Source organism: Burkholderia sp. B10, assembly GCF_004368385.1.
GTDB classification, from domain to species: Bacteria; Pseudomonadota; Gammaproteobacteria; order Burkholderiales; family Burkholderiaceae; genus Burkholderia; species Burkholderia vietnamiensis.
The window spans coordinates 14,469-37,362 of record NZ_PQMX01000059.1; the positions used below are offsets into that span (position 1 = coordinate 14,469).

The window sequence follows — 22,894 nt, forward strand, 5'->3', positions numbered from 1 at the left end:
AAAGCAGAGGGTAAAGGATCAATGATAGCGCCAAGGGTCCGCCTGCACGCAAGCGACGTGCCGGCGGCAGGTTCGCCGCGCGGCGCGCACGACGTCCGCAGGACGCCCGCACGAAGCCGTTCGCGGCCTGCCATGCCGTGCTCGCCGGGTCCACTGCGCGGTTCAACCGCGGTTTAACCGCGCGGTTACCGACCGGCCGGCCGGCGAATGCCGGCGCGAAGCGGCGTCGAGCCAGGCGTGGCGCGGCTTGCGGCGAAAGCCCCACGACCTGTCCGGCGTGCCACGGACGGCCCGATCATGGGTTAGAATTCCGTTTTGAATCAAGGATCGGAAGATGCAGAGGCACCCTCGGATCGCCCCGTTGAAGCCGACGCCGCGCGCTGCCAGCCCCGCGGCGCAGCGGCATGCGCGCCGCGCGCGATCGTGCTGATGGCGCCGAGTGCCGCCAGGCCCTGCCGGCCCGGATCGGTGAGTCTCCACCCGTTCCGGCCCCATGCGAGATAGTCGCGCGCCTGGCACCAGAACAGATTTCCCCAAGATTGCGCCCACGCGCTTGCCGACGCCCGTGCACGGTGTATCGGCCCTCCGAGTCGTCCGAACATGAACGCACCACAAGTTTTCGATCCGCATGGCGCGGCCGCCGCCGTCGCCGCCGACCCCGCGCCCCGTCTGCGCGAGATTCCCTACAACTACACGTCGTTTTCCGACCGCGAGATCGTGATCCGCCTGCTCGGCGAGGACGCGTGGTCGGTGCTCGACGAGCTGCGCGCCGAACGCCGCACGGGCCGCTCGGCACGGATGCTGTACGAAGTGCTCGGCGACATCTGGGTCGTGCGCCGCAACCCGTACCTGCAGGACGACCTGCTCGACAACCCGAAGCGCCGCGCCTTGCTGATCGAGGCGCTGAACCACCGGCTGACCGAGATCGGCAAGCGCCGCCGGGCCGACCTCACCGAGCATCGTGACGACGCTGGCCGCGAGCGCGCCGGCCGCGTCGAGATGCTCGAGGCCGCCGCGCAGCGCGCGGTCGACGAGTTTGCCGACGAATTCGACAAGATGGCCGACCTGCGCCGCCGCGCGACCAAGGCGCTCGGCCGCTGCACACAGAAGGACAACATCCGCTTCGACGGGCTGTCGCGCGTGTCGCACGTGACCGATGCGACCGACTGGCGCGTCGAGTACCCATTCGTCGTGCTGACGCCCGACACCGAAGCCGAGATCGCGGCGCTGATCAAGGCCTGCTTCGAGCTCGGCCTGACCGTGATTCCGCGCGGCGGCGGCACCGGCTACACGGGCGGCGCGGTGCCGCTCACGCCGTTCTCCGCGGTGATCAACACCGAGAAGCTCGAGCAGCTCGGCGCGGTCGAGTTGACCGAGCTGCCGGGCGTCGCGCACAAGGTGCCGACGATCTTCTCCGGCGCGGGCGTCGTCACGCGCCGCGTGACCGAGGCGGCCGAAGCGGCGGGCTACGTGTTCGCGGTCGACCCCACGTCGCTCGACGCATCGTGCATCGGCGGCAACGTCGCGATGAACGCGGGCGGCAAGAAGGCGGTGCTGTGGGGCACCGCGCTCGACAACCTCGCCTGGTGGCGGATGGTCGACCCGGACGGCAACTGGCTCGAAGTCACGCGCCACGAGCACAACCAGGGCAAGATCCACGACATCGCGGTCGCGCGCTTCGAGCTGAAGTGGTTCGACGGCGCGTACGCGCCGGGCGAGAAGCTGCTGCGCACCGAAATGCTCGAGATCGAGGGCCGGCGCTTCCGCAAGGAAGGGCTCGGCAAGGACGTGACCGACAAGTTCCTCGCCGGCCTGCCGGGCGTGCAAAAGGAAGGCTGCGACGGGCTGATCACGTCCGCGCGCTGGGTGCTGCACAAGATGCCCGCGCACACGCGCACCGTCTGCCTCGAATTCTTCGGCCAGGCGCGCGAGGCGATCCCGAGCATCGTCGAGATCAAGGACTACCTGTTCGAGACGTCGAAGCAGGGCGGCGCGATCCTCGCGGGCCTCGAGCACCTCGACGAGCGCTATCTGCGCGCGGTCGGCTACGCGACCAAGAGCAAGCGCAACGCGTTCCCGAAGATGGTGCTGATCGGCGACATCGTCGGCGACGACGCCGATGCGGTCGCGCAGGCGACCTCCGAAGTGATCCGGATGGCCAACGGCAAGAGCGGCGAAGGCTTCGTCGCGGTCAGCGCCGAGGCGCGCAAGCGCTTCTGGCTCGACCGCAGCCGCACGGCCGCGATCGCGAAGCACACCAACGCGTTCAAGATCAACGAGGACGTCGTCATTCCGCTGAACCGGATGGGCGAATACACCGACGGCATCGAGCGGATCAACATCGAGCTGTCGCTGAAGAACAAGCTGCAACTCGTCGACGCGCTCGAGGCGTTCTTCCGCGGCGGCAACCTGCCGCTCGGCAAGACCGACGACGCGAACGAGATTCCCAGCGCCGAACTGCTGGAAGACCGCGTGCAGCAGGCGCTGGAGCTGCTCAAGCGCGTGCGTGCGCGCTGGGAGTTCGTGCGCGACCGGCTCGACCAGCCGCTGCGCGAGGCGCAGCACTACCTGGTGCAGCTCGGCTACGAGGCGCTCGCCGAGAAGTTCGCCGATCGCGCCGACGAGCAGCCGGGCGCGAGCGTGTTCCACGTCACGCAGGACCGCACGATCCGCATCTCGTGGAAGCAGGAGATCCGCGCGGAGCTGCGCGCGATCTTCAACGGCGGCGCGTTCAAGCCGATCCTCGACGAAGCGCAGGCGATCCACAAGCGCGTGCTGCGCGGCCGCGTGTTCGTCGCGCTGCACATGCACGCGGGCGACGGCAACGTCCACACCAACATCCCGGTCAACTCCGACAACTACGAGATGCTGCAGGACGCGCATGCGGCCGTCGCGCGCATCATGACGCTCGCGCGCTCGCTCGACGGCGTGATCTCCGGCGAACACGGGATCGGCATCACGAAGCTCGAGTTCCTGACCGACGACGAGATCGCCGAATTCCGCGCGTACAAGCAGCGCGTCGACCCGAACGGCCGCTTCAACAAGGGCAAGCTGCTCGACGGCGCGGATCTGCGCAACGCTTATACGCCGAGCTTCGGGCTGATGGGCTACGAGTCGCTGATCATGCAGCAGTCCGACATCGGCGCGATCGCCGATTCGGTGAAGGACTGCCTGCGCTGCGGCAAGTGCAAGCCGGTGTGCGCGACCCACGTGCCGCGCGCCAACCTGCTGTACAGCCCGCGCAACAAGATCCTCGCGACGTCGCTGCTGGTCGAGGCGTTCCTGTACGAGGAGCAGACGCGCCGCGGCGTATCGATCAAGCACTGGGACGAGTTCAACGACGTGGCCGACCACTGCACGGTGTGCCACAAGTGCGCGACGCCGTGCCCGGTGAAGATCGACTTCGGCGACGTCACGATGAACATGCGCAACCTGTTGCGCAAAATGGGCAAGAAGAAGTTCAACGCCGGCAATGCGGCGGGGATGTTCTTCCTGAACGCCACCAATCCGCAGACGATCAACGCGGCGCGCACCGTGATGATGGGCGTCGGCTACAAGGTGCAGCGCTTCGCCAACGACATGCTGAAGAAGGTCGTCACGAAGCAGACGCAGCATCCGCCGGCGACGACCGGCCGGCCGCCGGTGGTCGAGCAGGTGATCCACTTCGTCAACAAGAAGATGCCGGGCAACCTGCCGAAGAAGACGGCGCGTGCGCTGCTCGACATCGAGGACAACAAGATCGTGCCGATCATCCGCAACCCGAAGTCGACGACCGTCGATTCGGAAGCGGTGTTCTACTTCCCCGGCTGCGGCTCCGAGCGCCTGTTCTCGCAGGTCGGCCTCGCGACGCAGGCGATGCTGTGGGAAGCGGGCGTGCAGACGGTCCTGCCGCCGGGCTACCTGTGCTGCGGCTATCCGCAGCGCGGCTCGGGCCAGTACGACAAGGCCGAGAAGATCGTCACCGACAACCGCGTGCTGTTCCACCGCGTCGCGAACACGCTGAACTACCTCGACATCAAGACGGTGGTCGTGTCGTGCGGCACCTGCTACGACCAGCTCGCCGGCTATGAATTCGACAAGATCTTCCCCGGCTGCCGGATCATCGACATCCACGAGTTCCTGCTCGAGAAGGGGATGAAGCTCGACGGCGTGACGGGCACGCGCTACATGTATCACGACCCGTGCCACACGCCGATCAAGACGATGGACCCGGTCAAGCTCGTCAACGAGCTGATGGGCGCGGAGAAGGACGGCTACCGGATCGAGAAGAACGACCGCTGCTGCGGCGAGTCGGGCACGCTGGCCGTCACGCGTCCGGACGTGTCGACGCAGGTGCGCTTCCGCAAGGAAGAGGAGATCCGCAAGGGCGCGGCGAAGCTGCGCGGCATTCCCGTCATGGCCGACGGCGCGCCGGCGCCGGCGGCCGCGAGCGGCCCGGACGTGAAGATCCTGACGAGCTGCCCGTCGTGCCTGCAGGGCCTGTCGCGCTACAACGAGGACGCGAACCTCGAGGCCGACTACATCGTCGTCGAAATCGCGCGCCAGGTGCTCGGCGAGAACTGGATGGCCGATTATGTCGCACGTGCGAACAATGGCGGGATCGAGCGCGTACTGGTCTAATGCGGGCATGCAACGAGAGCGGGCGCCGGCGTTGACGAGCCGGCGCCCGTGCACAGGGAGCGACGATGGAATGCGTGTTTTGCCGTGAAGACGGCGGCGAGGTGCTCTGGCAGGACGACGTGCTGCGGGTCGTCCTCGCGACGGCCGAGCACGACTACCCGGGCTTCTGCCGCGTGATCTGGCGCGCGCACGTGGCCGAGTTCTCCGATCTCGGCGAGCCCGAGCGGGCACATCTGATGCGCATCGTGTATGCAGTGGAGCGCGCGGTGCGCCGCGTGATGCAGCCGAACAAGGTGAACCTCGCGAGCCTCGGCAACATGGTGCCGCACGTGCACTGGCACGTGATCCCGCGCTTCTCGAACGACGCGCACTTTCCGCAGCCGGTGTGGGCGCCGCGCCAGCGCAGCGTGTCCGAGGCGTTGCTGCGCGCGCGCGCGGCCCAGGCGTCGCTGCTGCACAATGCGGTGCGCGAAGAAATTCAACGAACCCCCGATTCGAGGCAGGCATGAGCGGTTTGACTTCCACGACGCCGATTCCGTCCGGCGTCGTCGTGCACGCGGTGTCGCGCGTGCTCGAATTGCAGTACCCGAACGGCGAGAGCTACCGGATTCCGTTCGAGCTGATGCGCGTCTATTCGCCGTCGGCCGAGGTGCGCGGCCACGGGCCCGGCCAGGAGACGCTGCAGACCGGCAAGCGCGAGGTGACCATCACCGCGCTCGAGGGCGTGGGCAACTACGCGCTGCAGCCGACCTTCTCCGACGGCCATTCGACCGGCATCTACTCGTGGGATCTGCTGTATGAACTGGCGACGCAGCAGGATGCGCTGTGGCGCGACTATTTCGACAAACTGAAGGCGGCGGGCGTCGAGCGCGACGCGCCGATGCAGGCGGCCCCCGCGCCGCACGGCCACTGCCACTGAAATCGACGGCGCCCGCTCGGCGCCGTCTTGCCATTTACTGAGGATCAACGCGATGAGCAAAACCCACTTCGGCTTCGAAAGCGTCGAGGAAACCGAAAAAGCGAAGAAAGTGGCGGGCGTGTTCCATTCGGTCGCGAGCAACTACGATCTGATGAACGACCTGATGTCGGCCGGCATGCACCGCGCGTGGAAGGCGTTCACGATCGCGCAGGCGAACGTCCGCCCCGGCTTCAAGGTGCTCGACATCGCGGCCGGCACCGGCGACCTGACCCGCGCATTCGCGAAGGCGGCCGGCCCGACGGGCGAAGTCTGGCACACCGACATCAACGAATCGATGCTGCGCGTGGGCCGCGACCGGCTGCTCGACAAGGGCGTCGTGACGCCGTCGCTGCTGTGCGATGCGGAAAAGCTGCCGTTCCCGAACAACTACTTCGACGTCGTCACCGTCGCGTTCGGGCTGCGCAACATGACGCACAAGGACGCCGCCCTCGCCGAGATGCGCCGCGTCGCGAAGCCCGGCGGCCGCGTGATGGTGCTGGAATTCTCGAAAGTGTGGGAGCCGCTGAAAAAGGCCTACGATCTTTATTCTTTCAAAGTATTACCGTGGCTTGGCGACAGGTTCGCGAAAGATGCCGACAGTTATCGGTATCTTGCTGAATCTATCCGGATGCATCCCGATCAGGACACCCTCAAGACGATGATGGAACAAGCGGGTCTCGATGCCGTAAAATATTACAATTTGTCAGGTGGCGTGGTAGCTTTACACGTGGGATCCAAGTACTAAGGGGTTCTTTCCCTACATTCGTCTTACATCTGGAGAAGCTGATGTCCGAGTCGCGTTCGTTGTTCAACCGTAGCAAGCCGTCGAAGCCGTGGGCTCGACGGGTCGGCACGCTGCTGATGGTCGGCCTGCTCACGGCCGGCACGTTCGCATCGCTCGACGCCGAGGCGCGGCGCATGGGCGGCGGGCGCAGCATCGGCCGCCAGAGCTCCACCGTCACGCAGCGTCAGGCCACGCCGCCCGCCCAGCAGCCGATGCAGCAGGCCGCGCCGGCTCAGGCGCAGCGCACCAACCCGGCCGCTCCGGCGCCGGCCACGCAGCCGAACCGCTCGCGCTGGCTCGGGCCGATCGCCGGTCTCGCGGCCGGCCTCGGCATCGCGGCGCTGCTGTCGCACTTCGGCCTCGGCGGCGCGTTCGCGAGCATGATGGCGAACGTCATCGTAATCGCGCTGCTCGCGATGGTCGGCATCTGGCTGATCCGCAAGTTCATGAACCGTCGCCGCCCGCACGAGCCGGCGTATTCGGCTGGCGGCTCGGCGTCGTCGGCGGGCGGTTATGCCCAGGGTTCGTCGTTCCAGCAGGGCAGCGGCGGCAACTACGCGGGCAGCGGCAGCAGCTATGCCAACGAGGCGCAAAGCGTGTTCGGCGGCGGTGCGGCGGCCGCGGGCGCGGCAGGCGCGCTCGGCGCGGCGCCGGTGCAGGTGCCGGCCGGCTTCGACACCGAAGCGTTCCTGCGCAGCGCGAAGGTCTACTTCGTGCGCCTGCAGGCGGCATGGGACCAGGGCAACATGGCCGACATCCGCGAGTTCACCACGCCCGAAATGTTCGCCGAGATCAAGATCGACCTCGATTCGCGCGGCAACGAAGCGAACCAGACCGACGTCGTGCAGCTCGATGCGGAACTGGTCGCGATCGAGGATCGCGGCATCGAGCAGTCGGCGAGCGTGCGTTTCCACGGGCTGATCCGCGAATCGGCGAACGCGTCGGCGGCACCGTTCGAAGAGGTGTGGAACCTGTCGAAGTCGGGCGGTCAGGGCTGGCTGCTCGCGGGCATCCAACAGCTGAACACGCACTGAACGCAGCCGGCGGCCGGCGAGGTCGTTGCTGTGCGGCCGCTTGCCGCCGGCGCGTGCGGTCGAGCGCAGTCTGCCGACGATCCGACGTTACAATAGAAACCCGCGTGGGCGCCCGGCCTGCGCGGGTTTTTTCTTTCCCAGCCCGATGACCTTTGCCGCCAAGCCTTTTGCTGCTGCCGTCAATCACCTGCTCGCGCGCGAATCGTGGGCGCGTGACCGCCTGATCCCATACGCGGGCAAGACCGCCCGGCTCGTCGTGCCGCCCGTCACGCTGACGCTGCTGGTGCAGCCCGACGGCTATCTGTCCGCGGTCGACGCGCACGATGCGCAACGCGTCGACGTGTCGATCGCACTCGCCGGCGATACGCTCGCCGCGTTCCTGCAGGGCGGCCAGGCCGCCGTGATGAAGCACGTGAAGATCGAGGGCGACGCGGAGTTCGCGACGCAGATCGCGAAGCTCGCCGAGCACCTGCGCTGGGAGCCTGAGGAAGATCTCGCGAAGCTGGTCGGCGACGCGGCGGCGCACCGGATCGCGACGGTCGTGCGCGACGCCGGCGCACGCGCGCGCCGCACCGGCCGCAACGTGCTCGATTCCGTCGCCGAGTACTGGCTCGACGAGAACCCGCAAGTCGTCCGGCGCACCGCGCTCGGCGGCTTCGACGCCGAACTGGCGCGGGCGCGCGATGCGCTCGCGCGCGTCGAGAAACGGATCGAGCGACTCGAACAAAAAATCGGCGCGCGTGCGGGTTCCAGCCTGCGCGGCGCGCACTGAGGGCCGCAGCGCATGCGCATTTTACGTTTCATCAAGATTGTCTATACCGTCATCCGTTTCGGCCTCGACGAGGTGATGCTGTCCCGGATCGACGACCGGCGCGTGAAGCTGCTGCTGCGAATCACGACGATCGGCCGCCGCTATTCGTCGCCGCCCGCGGTGCGGCTGCGTCACGCGCTCGAGAGCCTCGGCCCCATCTTCGTGAAGTTCGGCCAGGTGCTGTCGACGCGCCGCGATCTGCTGTCGGTCGATTTCGCGAACGAGCTCGCGAAGCTGCAGGACCAGGTGCCGCCGTTCGACTCGGCGGTCGCGATCGCGATCATCGAAAAGTCGCTCGGCGCGCCGGTCGACGAGCTGTTCGACGAATTCGAGCGCGAGCCGGTCGCGAGCGCGTCGATCGCGCAGGTGCATTTCGCGAAGCTCAAGCAGGGCGTGCACGCGGGCAAGGCCGTCGCGATCAAGGTGCTGCGTCCGAACATGCTGCCGGTGATCGATTCCGATCTGGCGCTGATGCGCGACATCGCGACGTGGGCCGAGCGCATGTGGGCCGACGGGCGGCGCCTGAAGCCGCGCGAGGTCGTCGCCGAGTTCGACAAGTACCTGCATGACGAGCTGGACCTGATGCGCGAAGCCGCAAACGGCAGCCAGCTGCGCCGCAACTTCGCCGGGCTCGACCTGCTGCTGGTGCCCGAGATGTTCTGGGATTTCTCGACGTCGCAGGTGCTCGTGATGGAGCGCATGACCGGCGTGCCGATCAGCCAGGTCGAAACGCTGCGCAGCGCGGGCGTCGACATCAAGAAGCTCGCGCGCGAAGGCGTCGAGATCTTCTTCACGCAGGTGTTCCGCGACGGTTTCTTCCACGCCGACATGCATCCGGGCAACATCCAGGTGAGCCTCGATCCGAACACGTTCGGCCGCTACGTCGCGCTCGATTTCGGGATCGTCGGCGCGCTGTCCGATTTCGACAAGAACTACCTCGCGCAGAACTTCCTCGCATTCTTCAAGCGCGATTACCATCGCGTCGCGACGCTGCACCTCGAATCGGGCTGGGTGCCGCCCGAGACGCGCGTCGAGGAGCTCGAAAGCGCGATCCGCGCGGTGTGCGAGCCGTACTTCGACCGCGCGCTGAAGGACATCTCGCTCGGCCAGGTGCTGATGCGCCTGTTCTCCACGTCGCGCCGGTTCAACGTCGAGATCCAGCCGCAGCTGGTGCTGCTGCAGAAGACGATGCTCAACGTCGAGGGGCTCGGCCGTTCGCTCGACCCCGAGCTCGACCTGTGGAAGACCGCGAAGCCGTATCTCGAGCGCTGGATGACCGAGCAGATCGGTCTGCGCGGCTGGTACGAGCGCTTCAAGGTCGAGGCGCCGCAATGGAGCAAGACGCTGCCGCAGCTGCCGCGCCTGATCCACCACGCGCTGGCCGAACGACAAGATGGCACGCGCGCGGCGAGCGACGATCTGATGCGTCAGATCCTCCTCGAGCAGAAGCGCACCAACCGGCTGCTGCAGGCGCTGCTGATCTTCGGTCTGGCCGTCGGCGTCGGCGCGCTCGTCGCGCGCGTGCTGCTCGCGCTCACGTACGGCGCATGACCGACAGGAGCCGAGCGATGTCCAACCCGACCCAACCGCCGCCGCCGAGCGCCGCCGACTTCGCGACGCGCGATCCGGCCAATGCTTCGTTCTGGGACGAGCGCTTCGCGCGCGGCGTGACGCCGTGGGAATTCGGCGGCGTGCCCGACGGGTTCCGCGCGTTCGCGCAGCGCCGCGCGCCGTGTACGGTGCTGATTCCCGGCTGCGGCAGCGCGCAGGAGGCCGGCTGGCTCGCGCAGGCCGGCTGGCCGGTGCGCGCGATCGATTTCGCCGAGCAGGCGGTCGTCGCCGCGAAGGCGACGCTCGGTGCGCATGCGGACGTCGTCGAGCAGGCGGATTTTTTCGCGTACCAGCCGCCGTTCGTCGTGCAGTGGGTGTACGAGCGCGCGTTCCTGTGCGCGCTGCCGCCGAGCCTGCGCGCCGGCTATGCGGCGCGGATGGCCGAACTGCTGCCGGCCGGCGGATTGCTGGCTGGCTATTTCTTCGTGATGAAGAAGCCGAAGGGGCCGCCGTTCGGCATCGAGCGCGCCGAGCTCGACGCCTTGCTGGCGCCCTCGTTCGAACTGATCGAGGATCTGCCGGTGACCGATTCGCTGGCCGTGTTCGACGGGCACGAGCGCTGGCTCACGTGGCGCCGTCGCTGAACGCCGCGCGTCGCTGCCGTTGCCGGAGCGCGCCGGGGTTTCGGCTATAATTCAAGGTTTTGCAAGCCGTTTCCAGTTTCTGCGGGAAAAATATCATGCCGATCTACGCCTATCGATGCGAAGCGTGCGGTTTCGCGAAAGACGTGCTCCAGAAGATGAGCGATGCGCCGCTGTCGCAATGCCCCGAATGCGGGAAGGATGCTTTTCGCAAGCAGGTCACCGCCGCCGGCTTCCAGCTGAAGGGTTCCGGCTGGTACGTCACCGATTTCCGCGGTGGCTCGGGCGGCACCAGCGCGCCGGCGTCGACGTCCGGCGAAGCGGGCAGCGCCGCGGGCGGTGCAGCCCCGGCTGCGGCCGCGCCGGCTGCCGCGAGCACCGAAAGCACGACGACGAGCGCCGCGCCGGCCCCGGCCGCTACGCCCGCCGCCGGCACTTGACAGTCGCGGCCCGGCCGGGCCGCGCTCACACCGCGCTCGAGGCGCGGTTCATTGACGGCAGATGATGAAAAAGACGACCCTGAAATCGGTGTTTCTGACCGGCCTGCTGGTTCTCGTCCCGCTTGCGATCACGCTGTGGGTGCTCGGCCTCATCATCGGCACGATGGACCAGACGCTGCTGCTGCTGCCCGAGTCGTGGCAGCCGGAGCGGCTGCTCGGCTTTCACCTGCCGGGCATCGGCGCGGTGCTGACGCTCGCGTTCATCTTCGTCGTCGGGCTGGCCACGCGCAACTTCATCGGCCAGAAGCTCGTCACGTGGTGGAACGCGGTGGTGCGCCACATCCCGGTGGTCGGCCCGATCTACACGAGCGTCAAGCAGGTGTCGGACACGCTGCTGTCGAGCAGCGGCAACGCGTTCCGCAAGGCGCTGTTGATCGAATACCCGCGCCGCGGCTCGTATACGATCGCGTTCCTGACCGGCACGCCGGGCGGCGACGTGGTCAACCATCTGACGGAAGAATTCGTGAGCGTGTACGTGCCCACGACGCCGAACCCGACGTCGGGCTTCTTCCTGATGCTGCCGAAGAGCGAAGTCATCGAACTCGACATGTCGGTCGATGCCGCGCTCAAGTACATCGTCTCGATGGGCGTCGTGGCGCCCCCGGCGCCGGTTCCTGCGCCCGCCCGCCGTCCCGTCGAGCCGCCGCTGTAACCAACGTATCATCGCCCGGGCCGCGCGCTGCGGCGCCCGTTGATCAAACCGAACGAAAGCAAACATCATGTCGATGCGTACTGAATACTGCGGTCTCGTGACCGAACACCTGCTGGGCCAAACCGTGTCGCTGTGCGGCTGGGTGCAGCGCCGCCGCGATCACGGCGGTGTGATCTTCATCGACCTGCGCGATCGTGAAGGCCTCGTGCAGGTGGTCTGCGACCCGGATCGCGCGGAAATGTTCGCGACCGCCGAAGGCGTGCGCAACGAGTTCTGCGTGCAGATCAAGGGGCTGGTGCGCAACCGTCCGGAAGGCACGGTGAACGCGGGGCTGAAGAGCGGCAAGATCGAAGTGCTGTGCCACGAGCTGATCGTGCTGAACGCGTCGGTCACGCCGCCGTTCCAGCTCGACGACGACAACCTGTCGGAAACGACGCGCCTCACGCACCGCGTGCTCGACCTGCGCCGCCCGCAGATGCAGCACAACCTGCGTCTGCGCTACCGCGTCGCGATCGAAGCGCGCAAGTACCTCGACGAGCAGGGCTTCATCGACATCGAAACGCCGATGCTCACGAAGAGCACGCCGGAAGGCGCGCGCGACTACCTGGTGCCGTCGCGCGTGAACGCGGGCCAGTTCTTCGCGCTGCCGCAGTCGCCGCAGCTGTTCAAGCAGCTGCTGATGGTCGCGAACTTCGACCGTTACTACCAGATCACCAAGTGCTTCCGCGACGAGGACCTGCGCGCCGACCGTCAGCCGGAATTCACGCAGATCGACTGCGAAACCTCGTTCCTCGGCGAGCAGGAAATCCGCGATCTGTTCGAAGACATGATCCGTCACATCTTCAAGACGACGATCGACGTCGAGCTCGACGCAAAATTCCCGGTGATGCCGTACTCGGAAGCGATGGCGCGTTTCGGCTCGGACAAGCCGGACCTGCGCGTGAAGCTCGAATTCACCGAGCTGACCGACGCGATGAAGGACGTCGACTTCAAGGTGTTCAGCACGCCGGCCAATGCGAAGGACGGCCGTGTCGCGGCGCTGCGCGTGCCGAAGGGCGGCGAGCTGTCGCGCGGCGACATCGACGGCTACACGGAATTCGTGCGCATCTACGGCGCGAAGGGCCTCGCGTGGATCAAGGTCAATGAGAAGGCGAAGGGCCGCGACGGCCTGCAAAGCCCGATCGTCAAGAACCTGCACGACGCGTCGATCGCGGCGATCCTCGAGCGCACCGGCGCTGAAGACGGCGACATCATCTTCTTCGCGGCCGACCGCGCGAAGGTCGTGAACGACAGCCTCGGCGCGCTGCGCCTGAAGATCGGCCACTCGGAATTCGGCAAGGCGAACGGCCTCGTTCAGGCCGGCTGGAAGCCGCTGTGGGTCGTCGACTTCCCGATGTTCGAATACGACGACGAAGACGCGCGCTACGTCGCCGCTCACCACCCGTTCACGAGCCCGAAGGACGAGCACCTCGAGTACCTCGAGACCGATCCGGGCCGTTGCCTCGCGAAGGCGTACGACATGGTGCTGAACGGCTGGGAAATCGGCGGCGGCTCGGTGCGGATCCACCGCGAGGAAGTGCAGAGCAAGGTGTTCCGCGCGCTGAAGATCGGCGCGGAAGAAGCGCAGGCGAAGTTCGGCTTCCTGCTCGACGCGCTGCAATACGGCGCGCCGCCGCACGGCGGTATCGCGTTCGGTCTCGACCGCATCGTCACGATGATGGCCGGCGCCGACTCGATCCGCGACGTGATCGCGTTCCCGAAGACGCAGCGCGCGCAGGATCTGCTCACGCAGGCGCCGAGCCCGGTCGACGAGCGCCAGCTGCGCGAGCTGCACATCCGCCTGCGCCAGCCGGAACAGCCGAAGGCGTAAGTTCGCAGTCATGCGTGTGCGCGGCGACGCGCACACGCGCACCCGATGAAAGAGGCGCATCCGATGCGCCTTTTTCGTTTTTTGCGGTACAGTCGCAGCACTTGCCGCCCGTTCCGGCACAGGCCCGGCGCACGGCCCTGTGCCGCATGAAACAACGATGACGAAGCCGCCGAAAATCCCCGAATCCGTTCTCGTCGTGATCTACACGCCCGAACTCGACGTGCTGGTGATCAAGCGCGCCGATCAGCCCGACTTCTGGCAATCGGTGACCGGCTCGAAGGACACGCCCGACGAGCCGCTCGCGCTCACCGCCGCGCGGGAAGTCGTCGAGGAAACCGGCATCGCGGTCGGCTCGCACGACGTGCCGGCCGCCGCGCTGACCGATTGGCGCCATCGGATCGAATACGCGATCTATCCGCAATACCTGCATCGCTATGCGCCGGGCGTCACGCGCAACGTCGAGCACTGGTTCGGGCTGTGCGTGCCGCGGCGTGTCGACGTGACGCTGTCGCCGCGCGAGCACGTCGACTACGCGTGGCTGCCGTACCGTGAAGCGGCCGCGCGCTGCTTTTCGCCGTCGAACGCCGAGGCGATCCTGCAACTGCCGGTGCGCGTCGCGCTCGCCGGCGCGACGCACGGCTCGTCCGCATGAATGGGCAGGCCCGCAAGCGCTTCGCGCAATTGCGGCAGATGTTCCTGCAGGAGCGCGGCTCCGCATCGCGGCTCGCGTTCACGACCGGCAACACGGTGCGGCTGTGCGAAACCGGCGCCGAATTCTTCCACGCGCTGATCGAGCGGATCGACGCGGCGCGCGAGCAGGTGATGCTCGAAACCTACATCTTCTGCGACGACGCGGCCGGCCGGCCGGTGTCGGACGCATTGATCCGCGCGACGCAGCGCGGCGTGCGCGTGCGCGTGATCACCGACGGCGTCGGCACCGCGCGCCTGCCGCTGTTCGACGCCTGGGCCGCGGCCGGCGTCGAGCACAGCATCTACAACCGCTATCTGTTCGGCCGCTTCGGCTTCTCGCGCACGCACCGCAAGCTCGCGGTGATCGATCATGCGGTCGCGTTCTGCGGCGGCATCAACATCGTCGACGACTACACGCAGGGCAGCGCGACGCTGCCGTTTCCGCGCTGGGATTTCGCGGTCGAGATGGCCGGGCCGGCGGTGGCCGACGTGCGCGCCGCGTTCGAGCTGCAATGGCACCGCATCCGCTTCGGCCACAAGCCGTATGCGCAGTACGCGGCCGGCCTGCACGGCGGCGAAGCGTTCCCGGACATGTTCCGGCGCTGGATGCGCAACCATCGCTGGATCAAGGCCGGCGCGCTGCGGGTCGTGACCGAGCCGAGCGTCGCGTTCGTCGCGCGCGACAACGTCGTGAACCGCCGCGCGATCGAGAAGGCGTATCTCGCCGCGATCGGCAAGGCGCGCGCGCAGATCCTGCTCGCGAATCCGTATTTCATGCCGGGTCGCAAGCTGCGCCGCGCATTGACGCGCGCGGCGCGCCGCGGCGTCGACGTGCGCATCCTGATCGGCCGCAAGGAGTTCACCGCGCTCGACGCCGCGGTGCCGTTCCTGTACCACGCGCTGCTGCGCGCCGGCGTGCGCGTGGCGGAATACGACAAGACGATCCTGCATGGCAAGGTGGCCGTGATCGACGACAATTGGGCGACGGTCGGTTCGTCGAATCTGGACGCGTTGAGCCTGATGTTGAACAATGAGGCCAACGTGGTGCTGGTGCGCTACGACAAGGTCACCAACGAGCTGCGCGACGCGATCGGCGCCGCGTTCGCCGAAGGCCGCGAAATCGACGCCGCGCTGTACGCGACGCGGCCGCGCATCGAGCGTATCCTGAACTGGCTCGCGTACAACACGTACCGCGTCGTGATGAAGGCGCTGACGGTCGGCGGTTACGACTAAGCGCCCGCTTCAAAAATCTGTCCGCACGTTCGTGCGGAAAAGCCGCTCCGGTCCCGCCGGAATCGCGCAAAATAGCGGCTCGGTTAGACACCGGTTTCTAATAATTTCCTTGTTTCACGAGCGGCCGCACTCAATAATAGTACGGCCGTTCGATTTTATTCGACCCCCCGAACGGTTACAGAAAAAGCTATGCGAAAAGGCGAACAGACGCGTGCCGCGATACTCGAAGCTGCTTTGGATCTCGCCAGCCGTGACGGGCTGGAGGGGCTGACGATCGGCCTGCTGGCCGAGCGCATGCAGATGAGCAAGAGCGGCGTGTTCGCGCACTTCGGATCGCGCGAGGATCTGCAGGTCGAGGTCGTCCGCGAATATCACCATCGTTTCGAGAACGAGGTGTTCTTTCCGAGCCTGCGCGAGCCGCGCGGTTTGCCGCGCCTGCGGGCGATGCTGGCGCGCTGGATCGAGAAGCGCATCCAGGAGGTGACGACTGGCTGCATCTACATCAGCGGGGCCGTCGAGTACGACGACCGGCCGGACAGCCCGGTGCGCGAGCAGTTGATCGCGAGCGTGACCGCCTGGCGTGCCGCGTTGCTGCGCGGCATTTCGCAGGCGAAGGAAGAGGGCCATCTGCGTGCGGATTCCGATCCGGACCTGATGCTCTTCGAGTTGTACAGCTTCACGCTCGGCCTGCATCACGACGCACGCTTCCTGCATTCGCCGGATGCCGTGCGCCTCACGTGGGCCGCGCTGGAAAAGACGATCGTTTCGTATCAGAGCGAGAGCCGTTAGCGGCGCGGGAACCGCCGCCAGGAGCTCGAGCCGTTTTGCCCACCTTTGGAGAGAGTCATGGGACAGTACGCCGCGCCGCTGCGCGACATGCAATTCGTGTTGCACGAGCTTCTGAACGTCGAAGCCGAGGTCAAGCAAATGCCGCGGCATGCGGACCTCGACGCCGACACGATCAACCAGGTCCTGGAGGAAGCGGGCAAGTTCTGCTCCGAGGTGCTGTTCCCGCTGAACCAGGTCGGCGATCGGGAAGGCTGTACCTATGAAGGCGACGGCGTCGTGAAGACGCCGACCGGCTTCAAGGAAGCGTACCGCCAGTACGTCGAGGCCGGCTGGCCCGCGCTCGGCTGCGACCCGGAATACGGCGGCCAGGGCCTGCCCGCGTTCGTCAACAACGCGCTCTACGAAATGCTGAACTCGGCGAACCAGGCCTGGACGATGTATCCCGGCCTGTCGCACGGCGCGTACGAATGCCTGCACGCCCACGGCGCGCCGGAGCTGCAGCAGCAATATCTGCCGAAGCTCGTGTCCGGCGAATGGACCGGCACGATGTGCCTGACCGAGCCGCACTGCGGCACCGACCTCGGCATCCTGCGCACCAAGGCCGAACCGAACGGCGACGGCTCGTACTCGATCAGCGGCACGAAGATCTTCATCTCGAGCGGCGAGCACGACATGTCGAAGAACATCGTCCACCTCGTGCTCGCGCGCCTGCCGGACGCGCCGCAAGGCACCAAGGGCATCTCGCTGTTCATCGTGCCGAAGTTCATTCCGGACGCGTCGGGCGAGCCGGGCGAGCGCAACGGCATCAAGTGCGGTTCGATCGAGCACAAGATGGGCATCCACGGCAACTCGACGTGCGTGATGAACCTCGACGGCGCGAAGGGCTGGATGGTCGGCGAGCCGAACAAGGGCCTCAACGCGATGTTCGTGATGATGAATGCCGCGCGCCTGGGCGTCGGCATGCAGGGCCTCGGTCTCACCGAAGTGGCGTACCAGAACTCGCTGACCTACGCGAAGGAACGCCTGCAGATGCGCTCGCTGACCGGTCCGAAGGCGCCGGACAAGCCGGCCGACCCGATCATCGTCCACCCGGACGTGCGCCGCATGCTGCTCACGCAGAAGGCCTATGCGGAAGGCGCGCGCGCGTTCACGTACTGGTCGGCGCTGCAGATCGACAAGGAGCTGTCGCACGCCGACGAAGCGGTGCGCAAGGAAGCCGCCGACCTCGTCGCGCTGCTCACGCCGATCATCAAGGCGTTCCTGACCGACAACGCGTTCGAGTCGACCAACCACGCGATGCAGATCTACGGCGGCCACGGCTTCATCTCCGAGTGGGGCATGGAGCAGTACGTGCGCGACGCGCGGATCAACATGATCTACGAAGGCACGAACTCGATCCAGTCGCTCGACCTGCTGGGCCGCAAGGTGCTCGGCGACATGGGCGCGAAGCTGAAGAAGTTCGGCAAGCTCGTGACCGAGTTCGCGGAAGCCGAAGGCGTGAAGCCGGAGATGGCCGAGTTCATCAACCCGCTCGCCGACATCGGCGAGAAGGTGCAGAAGCTGACGATGGAAATCGGCATGAAGGCGATGCAGAACCCGGACGAAGTCGGCGCGGCTGCCGTGCCGTACCTGCGCACCGTCGGTCATCTGGTGTTCTCGTACTTCTGGGCGCGCATGGCGCGCATCGCGCTCGATCACGAAGCGTCGGGCGACCCCTTCTACAAGTCGAAGCTCGCGACGGCCCGCTTCTACTTCGCGCGCCTGCTGCCCGAAACGGCCGCGACGATCCGCGCCGCGCGCGCCGGTTCGAAGACGCTGATGGAAGTCGACGAATCGCTGTTCTGACGCGAGTCCGGGCGGTGCGCATCGCGCGCCGCCCGAACGCAACGGTTCCTGGTACTCACTTCGCCGCGCAGCCCTCATAACCCGCGCTGCACGGCACTATCCGGAGACATCCCGTGAGCAATTTTCTGATTCGCAAGGTCGCCGTGCTCGGCGCCGGCGTGATGGGCGCGCAGATCGCCGCGCATCTCGTCAACGCGCGCGTGCCGGTGCTGCTGTTCGACCTGCCGGCCAAGGAAGGCCCGAAAAACGCGATCGCGCTGAAGGCGATCGAGAATCTGAAGAAGCTGTCGCCCGCGCCGTTCGGCGTGAAGGACGACGCGAAATACCTCGAAGCCGCGAACTACGAGGACGACATCGCGAAGCTGGCCGAATGCGACGTCGTGATCGAAGCGATCGCCGAGCGGATGGACTGGAAGCACGACCTGTACAAGAAGGTCGCACCGCATATCGGGCCGAACGCGATCTTCGCGACCAACACGTCGGGGCTGTCGATCACGAAGCTGTCCGAAGGCTTCTCCGACGAGCTGAAGGCGCGCTTCTGCGGCGTGCACTTCTTCAACCCGCCGCGCTACATGCACCTCGTCGAGCTGATCCCGACCGCACATACGCGCCCGGAGATCCTCGACCAGCTCGAGACGTTCCTGACGAGCGTCGTCGGCAAGGGCGTCGTGCGCGCGAAGGACACGCCGAACTTCATCGCGAACCGCGTCGGCATCTTCTCGATCCTCGCGGTGATCGCCGAGGCCGCGAAGTTCGGCCTGCGCTTCGACGAAGTCGACGATCTGACCGGCGCCCGCCTCGGCCGCGCGAAGTCGGCGACGTTCCGCACCGCGGACGTGGTCGGCCTCGATACGATGGCGCACGTGATCAAGACGATGCAGGACAACCTCGCCGACGATCCGTTCTTCCCGGTCTACGAAACGCCCGCGGTGCTCGCCGAACTGGTGAAGCAGGGTGCGCTCGGCCAGAAGACCGGCGGCGGCTTCTACAAGAAGGAAGGCAAGGCGATCAAGGTGCTCGACGCGAAGACGGGCGCCTACGTCGACTCGGGCGCGAAGGCGGACGAAACCGTCGGCCGCATCCTGAAGCGCCCGCCGGCGGAACGCCTGAAGCTGCTGCGCGAGACGGACCATCCGCATGCGCAGTTCCTGTGGTCGATCTTCCGCGACGTGTTCCACTACATCGGCGTGCACCTCGAGTCGATCGCCGACAACGCGCGCGACGTCGACCTCGCGATCCGCTGGGGCTTCGGCTGGAACGAAGGTCCGTTCGAAGGCTGGCAGGCCGCCGGCTGGAAGCAGGTCGCCGAGTGGGTGCAGGAAGACATCGCGGCCGGCAAGGCGCTCGCCAACGTGCCGCTGCCGTCGTGGGTGCTCGAAGGCCCGGTCGCCGAGAAGGGCGGCGTGCATACGGCCGAGGGCTCGTGGGCGCCGGCGTCGAAGCGCTTCGTGCCGCGCTCGGATCTTGCCGTCTACCGCAAGCAGGTGTTCCGCGCTCCGCTGATCGGCGAAACTGGCGCGGACCCGAAGACCTACGGCAAGACGCTGTTCGAAACCGATGCGGTGCGTGCATGGGTCGACGACCGCGCGGGCGAGGACGACGTCGTGATCGTGTCGTTCAAGTCGAAGATGAACACGATCGGGCCGAGTGTGATCGACGGCCTCGTGCAGGCGATCGAGCTCGCGGAGCAGGATTACAAGGGCGTCGTGATCTGGCAGCCGACGTCGCTGAAGCTCGGCACGCCGGGCGGTCCGTTCTCGGCCGGCGCGAACCTCGAGGAGGCGATGCCCGCGTTCATGATGGGCGGCGCGAAGGGCATCGAGCCGTTCGTGAAGAAGTTCCAGGAAGGCATGCTGCGCGTGAAGTACGCGAACGTGCCGGTGGTCGCGGCCGTGTCGGGCATCGCGCTCGGCGGCGGTTGCGAGCTGATGCTGCACAGCGCGAAGCGCGTCGTGCACGTCGAGAGCTACATCGGGCTCGTCGAAGTGGGCGTCGGCCTCGTGCCGGCCGGCGGCGGCCTGAAGGAAGCGGCGCTGCGCGCGGCGGACGCCGCCACGGCCGCGAACGCGACGACCGACATCCTCAAGTTCGTCACGAAGTCGTTCGAGAACGCGGCGATGGCGAAGGTGTCGAGCTCGGCGCACGATGCGCGCGCGATGGGCTACGTGAAGCCGTCCGACACGATCGTCTTCAACGTGTTCGAGCTGCTCGACACTGCGAAGAAGGAAGCGCGCGCGCTGGCCGCGACCGGTTATCGCGCGCCGTTGCGCGCGAAGGACGTGCCGGTCGCCGGCCGCTCGGCGATCGCGACGATCAAGGCGTCGCTCGTCAACATGCGCGACGGCCGCTTCATCAGCGACCACGACTTCCTGATCGCGAGCCGCATCGCCGAAGTGGTGTGCGGCGGCGACGTCGAAGCCGGCAGCCTCGTCGACGAGCAATGGCTGCTCGCGCTCGAGCGCCGCGCGTTCGTCGAGCTGCTCGGCACGCAGAAGACGCAGGAGCGGATCATGGGCATGTTGCAGACCGGCAAGCCGGTGCGTAACTGAGTGAGCGAGCCGACAAGGAGCTTCAAATGAGCAAACAACTGCAAGACGCATACATCGTCGCCGCCAGCCGCACCCCGATCGGCAAGGCCCCGCGCGGTGTCTTCAAGAACACGCGCCCCGACGAACTGCTGGTTCACGCGATCAAGTCGACGATCGCGCAGGTGCCGGGCTTCGACACGAAGCTGATCGAGGACGCGATCATCGGCTGTGCGATTCCCGAAGCCGAGCAGGGGCTGAACGTCGCGCGGATGGGCGCGCTGCTCGCCGGGCTGCCGCAGACGGTCGGCGGCGTGACGGTCAACCGCTTCTGCGCGTCGGGCATCACGGCGCTCGCGATGGCGGCCGACCGCATTCGCGTCGGCGAGTCGGAGGCGCTGCTCGCGGGCGGCTGCGAATCGATGAGCATGGTGCCGATGATGGGCAACAAGCCGTCGATGTCGCCGCACATCTTCGATCGCAGCGAAGACTTCGGCATCGCGTACGGCATGGGCCTGACCGCCGAGCGCGTGGCCGAGCAGTGGAAGGTGAGCCGTGAAGACCAGGACGCGTTCTCGGTCGAATCGCACCGCAAGGCGCTCGCCGCGCAGCAGGCCGGCGAATTCGGCGACGAGATCGCCGCGTACACGATCACCGAGCGCTTCCCGAACCTCGCGACCGGCGAAGTCGACGTGAAGACCCGCGAGATCGCGCTCGACGAAGGCCCGCGTGCCGATACGTCGCTCGAGGGCCTCGCGAAGCTGCGCACGGTGTTCGCGAACAAGGGCTCGGTCACGGCCGGCAACAGCTCGCAGACGTCCGACGGCGCGGGCGCGCTGCTGGTCGTGTCGGAGAACGTGCTGAAGGAGTTCAACCTGACGCCGCTCGCGCGTTTCGTGAGCTTCGCGGTGCGCGGCGTGCCGCCGCAAATCATGGGCATCGGGCCGAAGGAAGCGATCCCGGCCGCGCTGAAGGCAGCGGGCCTGAAGCAGGACGACATCGACTGGATCGAGCTGAACGAGGCGTTCGCCGCGCAATCGCTGGCGGTGATCCGCGATCTCGGCCTCGATCCGTCGAAGGTCAACCCGGTGGGCGGCGCGATCGCGCTCGGCCATCCGCTCGGCGCGACCGGCGCGATCCGCGCGGCGACCGTCGTGCACGGGCTGCGCCGCCGCAACCTGAAGTACGGGATGGTCACGATGTGCGTCGGCACCGGCATGGGTGCGGCGGGCATCATCGAACGCCTGTAAGCGGGACGCGACGAGCAGCGACGACGGTGCGCGGGCCACGAGCTCGCGCACCGTTTTTCATTCCGGTAGAGGAAAGTCAAAGGAGACGGTTGTGGCCGAAATTCAAGTGGAGCGCGCCGACGGCGTGATCACGATCACGATCGCGCGTGCGGCGAAGAAGAATGCGCTCACCGCGGCGATGTACCAGACGATGGCCGATGCGCTCGCCGATGCGCACGAGGACAACGCGATCCGCGCGATCCTGCTGCGCGGCAGCGACGGCAATTTCAGCTCGGGGAACGATCTCGAGGATTTCCTGAAGGCGCCGCCGACGGACGAGCACGCGCCGGTGTTCCAGTTCCTCGGCCGCATCAGCAGCGCGGCGAAGCCGATCGTCGCGGCGGTGCCGGGCATCGCGGTCGGCGTCGGCGTGACGATGCTGCTGCACTGCGATCTCGTCTATGCGGCCGACACCGCGACGTTCTCGCTGCCGTTCGCGCAGCTCGGGCTGTGCCCGGAGGCCGCGTCGAGCGTGCTGTTGCCGCGGCTGGCCGGACATCAGATCGCCGCCGAAAAGCTGCTGCTCGGCGAGCCGTTCGACGCGCTGGAGGCGCACCGGATCGGCATCGTCAATCGCGTGCTGCCGGCGGCCGAACTCGACGCGTTCGCGGCGAAGCAGGCCGCGAAGCTGGCGGCGCTGCCCGCGTCGTCGCTGCGCGTGACGAAGGCGCTGCTCAAGGATACCGGCGGCGTCGCGGTGGCCGCGCGGATGGCGGAGGAGGCTGCGCATTTCTCGGCGATGCTGCGCGCGCCGGAAGCGCGCGAGGCGATGACGGCCTTTTTCGAGAAGCGGAAGCCGGATTTTCGGCAATTCGACTGATACGCGGCGCGAACGCTTCGCGATCCAGAACGAGCGCGCGGCCCGGCGCGGCCGAGCGGGACCCTCGGGCCGGCCGGCGGCTCGCCGCGCGGCCCGTCATCTGCGCGTAGGGAAGACGCGCCGAGCGGCATCTCGGTTCGATCCCGCATCGCCGCGCGTTCGCGTGGCACGCCATACCGCGGCAATCGTCGCCGATCGCCGCGCGCGATCGTCCCCCATATCTACCGTGCTCCCCGCCGACACCCACGTCGCGGTGTAGCGCCTTCGCTCCTGCCCCCAGCC

At 67.1% G+C, this 22,894-nt stretch carries 18 protein-coding genes; all 18 read left to right on the forward strand.

Annotated elements, in window-relative coordinates; all coding sequences use genetic code 11:
• Positions 1-600 precede the first annotated feature (600 nt).
• On the forward strand, positions 601-4,620 hold the full coding sequence (locus C3Y15_RS24045) for a DUF3683 domain-containing protein (RefSeq protein WP_011886004.1): 4,020 nt from the start codon (positions 601-603) through the stop codon (positions 4,618-4,620).
• 65 nt (positions 4,621-4,685) lie between these two features.
• Positions 4,686-5,129 (forward strand): HIT family protein, encoded by a 444-nt coding sequence (locus C3Y15_RS24050; RefSeq protein ID WP_011886003.1) that lies wholly within the window; start codon positions 4,686-4,688, stop codon positions 5,127-5,129.
• On the forward strand, positions 5,126-5,539 hold the full coding sequence (locus C3Y15_RS24055) for a DUF971 domain-containing protein (protein ID WP_011886002.1): 414 nt from the start codon (positions 5,126-5,128) through the stop codon (positions 5,537-5,539). The genes C3Y15_RS24050 and C3Y15_RS24055 overlap by 4 nt, the downstream gene beginning before the upstream one ends.
• Before the next feature lie 52 nt (positions 5,540-5,591).
• Positions 5,592-6,323 (forward strand): bifunctional demethylmenaquinone methyltransferase/2-methoxy-6-polyprenyl-1,4-benzoquinol methylase UbiE, encoded by a 732-nt coding sequence (gene ubiE, locus C3Y15_RS24060; protein ID WP_011886001.1) that lies wholly within the window; start codon positions 5,592-5,594, stop codon positions 6,321-6,323.
• 41 nt (positions 6,324-6,364) lie between these two features.
• Positions 6,365-7,396 (forward strand): TIM44-like domain-containing protein, encoded by a 1,032-nt coding sequence (locus tag C3Y15_RS24065; RefSeq protein ID WP_069246321.1) that lies wholly within the window; start codon positions 6,365-6,367, stop codon positions 7,394-7,396.
• A 145-nt stretch (positions 7,397-7,541) separates the two neighbouring features.
• Complete coding sequence (locus C3Y15_RS24070; RefSeq protein WP_011885999.1) at positions 7,542-8,168, forward strand: SCP2 sterol-binding domain-containing protein; 627 nt, start codon at positions 7,542-7,544, stop codon at positions 8,166-8,168.
• Positions 8,169-8,180: 12 nt separating this feature from the next.
• On the forward strand, positions 8,181-9,758 hold the full coding sequence (gene ubiB, locus C3Y15_RS24075; RefSeq protein ID WP_011885998.1) for a ubiquinone biosynthesis regulatory protein kinase UbiB: 1,578 nt from the start codon (positions 8,181-8,183) through the stop codon (positions 9,756-9,758).
• A 17-nt stretch (positions 9,759-9,775) separates the two neighbouring features.
• Positions 9,776-10,402: an SAM-dependent methyltransferase gene (locus C3Y15_RS24080; RefSeq protein ID WP_011885997.1), complete on the forward strand. Its 627-nt coding sequence runs from the start codon at positions 9,776-9,778 to the stop codon at positions 10,400-10,402.
• A 95-nt stretch (positions 10,403-10,497) separates the two neighbouring features.
• Positions 10,498-10,839 (forward strand): FmdB family zinc ribbon protein, encoded by a 342-nt coding sequence (locus tag C3Y15_RS24085; protein WP_014723622.1) that lies wholly within the window; start codon positions 10,498-10,500, stop codon positions 10,837-10,839.
• Positions 10,840-10,900: 61 nt separating this feature from the next.
• Positions 10,901-11,551, forward strand: a complete 651-nt coding sequence (locus tag C3Y15_RS24090) for a DUF502 domain-containing protein (protein ID WP_011885995.1) — start codon at positions 10,901-10,903, stop codon at positions 11,549-11,551.
• Positions 11,552-11,618: 67 nt separating this feature from the next.
• A complete protein-coding gene (aspS, locus tag C3Y15_RS24095; RefSeq protein ID WP_014723620.1) occupies positions 11,619-13,421 on the forward strand; it encodes an aspartate--tRNA ligase in 1,803 nt (600 codons plus the stop codon).
• Positions 13,422-13,578: 157 nt separating this feature from the next.
• A complete protein-coding gene (gene nudB / locus C3Y15_RS24100) occupies positions 13,579-14,073 on the forward strand; it encodes a dihydroneopterin triphosphate diphosphatase (protein ID WP_011885993.1) in 495 nt (164 codons plus the stop codon).
• The gene (gene clsB / locus C3Y15_RS24105; RefSeq protein WP_059622618.1) at positions 14,070-15,344 is read left to right on the forward strand and encodes a cardiolipin synthase ClsB; all 1,275 of its coding nucleotides are present in this window, start codon (positions 14,070-14,072) and stop codon (positions 15,342-15,344) included. The genes nudB and clsB overlap by 4 nt, the downstream gene beginning before the upstream one ends.
• Positions 15,345-15,533: 189 nt before the next feature.
• On the forward strand, positions 15,534-16,133 hold the full coding sequence (locus C3Y15_RS24110; protein WP_069246320.1) for a TetR/AcrR family transcriptional regulator: 600 nt from the start codon (positions 15,534-15,536) through the stop codon (positions 16,131-16,133).
• 57 nt (positions 16,134-16,190) lie between these two features.
• On the forward strand, positions 16,191-17,978 hold the full coding sequence (locus C3Y15_RS24115) for an acyl-CoA dehydrogenase C-terminal domain-containing protein (protein ID WP_034192699.1): 1,788 nt from the start codon (positions 16,191-16,193) through the stop codon (positions 17,976-17,978).
• Positions 17,979-18,091: 113 nt separating this feature from the next.
• Positions 18,092-20,527 carry a 3-hydroxyacyl-CoA dehydrogenase/enoyl-CoA hydratase family protein gene (locus tag C3Y15_RS24120; RefSeq protein ID WP_060091980.1) on the forward strand — a complete coding sequence of 812 codons (2,436 nt, stop codon included), beginning with the start codon at positions 18,092-18,094 and terminating at the stop codon, positions 20,525-20,527.
• A gap of 26 nt (positions 20,528-20,553) precedes the next feature.
• On the forward strand, positions 20,554-21,753 hold the full coding sequence (locus C3Y15_RS24125; RefSeq protein ID WP_060091977.1) for an acetyl-CoA C-acyltransferase: 1,200 nt from the start codon (positions 20,554-20,556) through the stop codon (positions 21,751-21,753).
• A 91-nt stretch (positions 21,754-21,844) separates the two neighbouring features.
• The gene (locus C3Y15_RS24130; protein WP_059567210.1) at positions 21,845-22,612 is read left to right on the forward strand and encodes an enoyl-CoA hydratase; all 768 of its coding nucleotides are present in this window, start codon (positions 21,845-21,847) and stop codon (positions 22,610-22,612) included.
• Positions 22,613-22,894: the final 282 nt, after the last annotated feature.

Bases quoted from the DNA above. Each gene is read 5' to 3' on its own strand.
- C3Y15_RS24110 (WP_069246320.1), top strand. From the start codon at position 15,534: ATGCGAAAAGGCGAACAGACGCGTGCCGCGATACTCGAAGCTGCTTTG.
- C3Y15_RS24070 (WP_011885999.1), top strand. From the start codon at position 7,542: ATGACCTTTGCCGCCAAGCCTTTTGCTGCTGCCGTCAATCACCTGCTC.
- aspS (WP_014723620.1), top strand. From the start codon at position 11,619: ATGTCGATGCGTACTGAATACTGCGGTCTCGTGACCGAACACCTGCTG.
- nudB (WP_011885993.1), top strand. From the start codon at position 13,579: ATGACGAAGCCGCCGAAAATCCCCGAATCCGTTCTCGTCGTGATCTAC.
- C3Y15_RS24080 (WP_011885997.1), top strand. From the start codon at position 9,776: ATGTCCAACCCGACCCAACCGCCGCCGCCGAGCGCCGCCGACTTCGCG.
- clsB (WP_059622618.1), top strand. From the start codon at position 14,070: ATGAATGGGCAGGCCCGCAAGCGCTTCGCGCAATTGCGGCAGATGTTC.
- C3Y15_RS24045 (WP_011886004.1), top strand. From the start codon at position 601: ATGAACGCACCACAAGTTTTCGATCCGCATGGCGCGGCCGCCGCCGTC.
- C3Y15_RS24125 (WP_060091977.1), top strand. From the start codon at position 20,554: ATGAGCAAACAACTGCAAGACGCATACATCGTCGCCGCCAGCCGCACC.
- C3Y15_RS24065 (WP_069246321.1), top strand. From the start codon at position 6,365: ATGTCCGAGTCGCGTTCGTTGTTCAACCGTAGCAAGCCGTCGAAGCCG.
- ubiE (WP_011886001.1), top strand. From the start codon at position 5,592: ATGAGCAAAACCCACTTCGGCTTCGAAAGCGTCGAGGAAACCGAAAAA.
- C3Y15_RS24115 (WP_034192699.1), top strand. From the start codon at position 16,191: ATGGGACAGTACGCCGCGCCGCTGCGCGACATGCAATTCGTGTTGCAC.
- C3Y15_RS24090 (WP_011885995.1), top strand. From the start codon at position 10,901: ATGATGAAAAAGACGACCCTGAAATCGGTGTTTCTGACCGGCCTGCTG.
- C3Y15_RS24085 (WP_014723622.1), top strand. From the start codon at position 10,498: ATGCCGATCTACGCCTATCGATGCGAAGCGTGCGGTTTCGCGAAAGAC.
- C3Y15_RS24050 (WP_011886003.1), top strand. From the start codon at position 4,686: ATGGAATGCGTGTTTTGCCGTGAAGACGGCGGCGAGGTGCTCTGGCAG.
- C3Y15_RS24055 (WP_011886002.1), top strand. From the start codon at position 5,126: ATGAGCGGTTTGACTTCCACGACGCCGATTCCGTCCGGCGTCGTCGTG.
- ubiB (WP_011885998.1), top strand. From the start codon at position 8,181: ATGCGCATTTTACGTTTCATCAAGATTGTCTATACCGTCATCCGTTTC.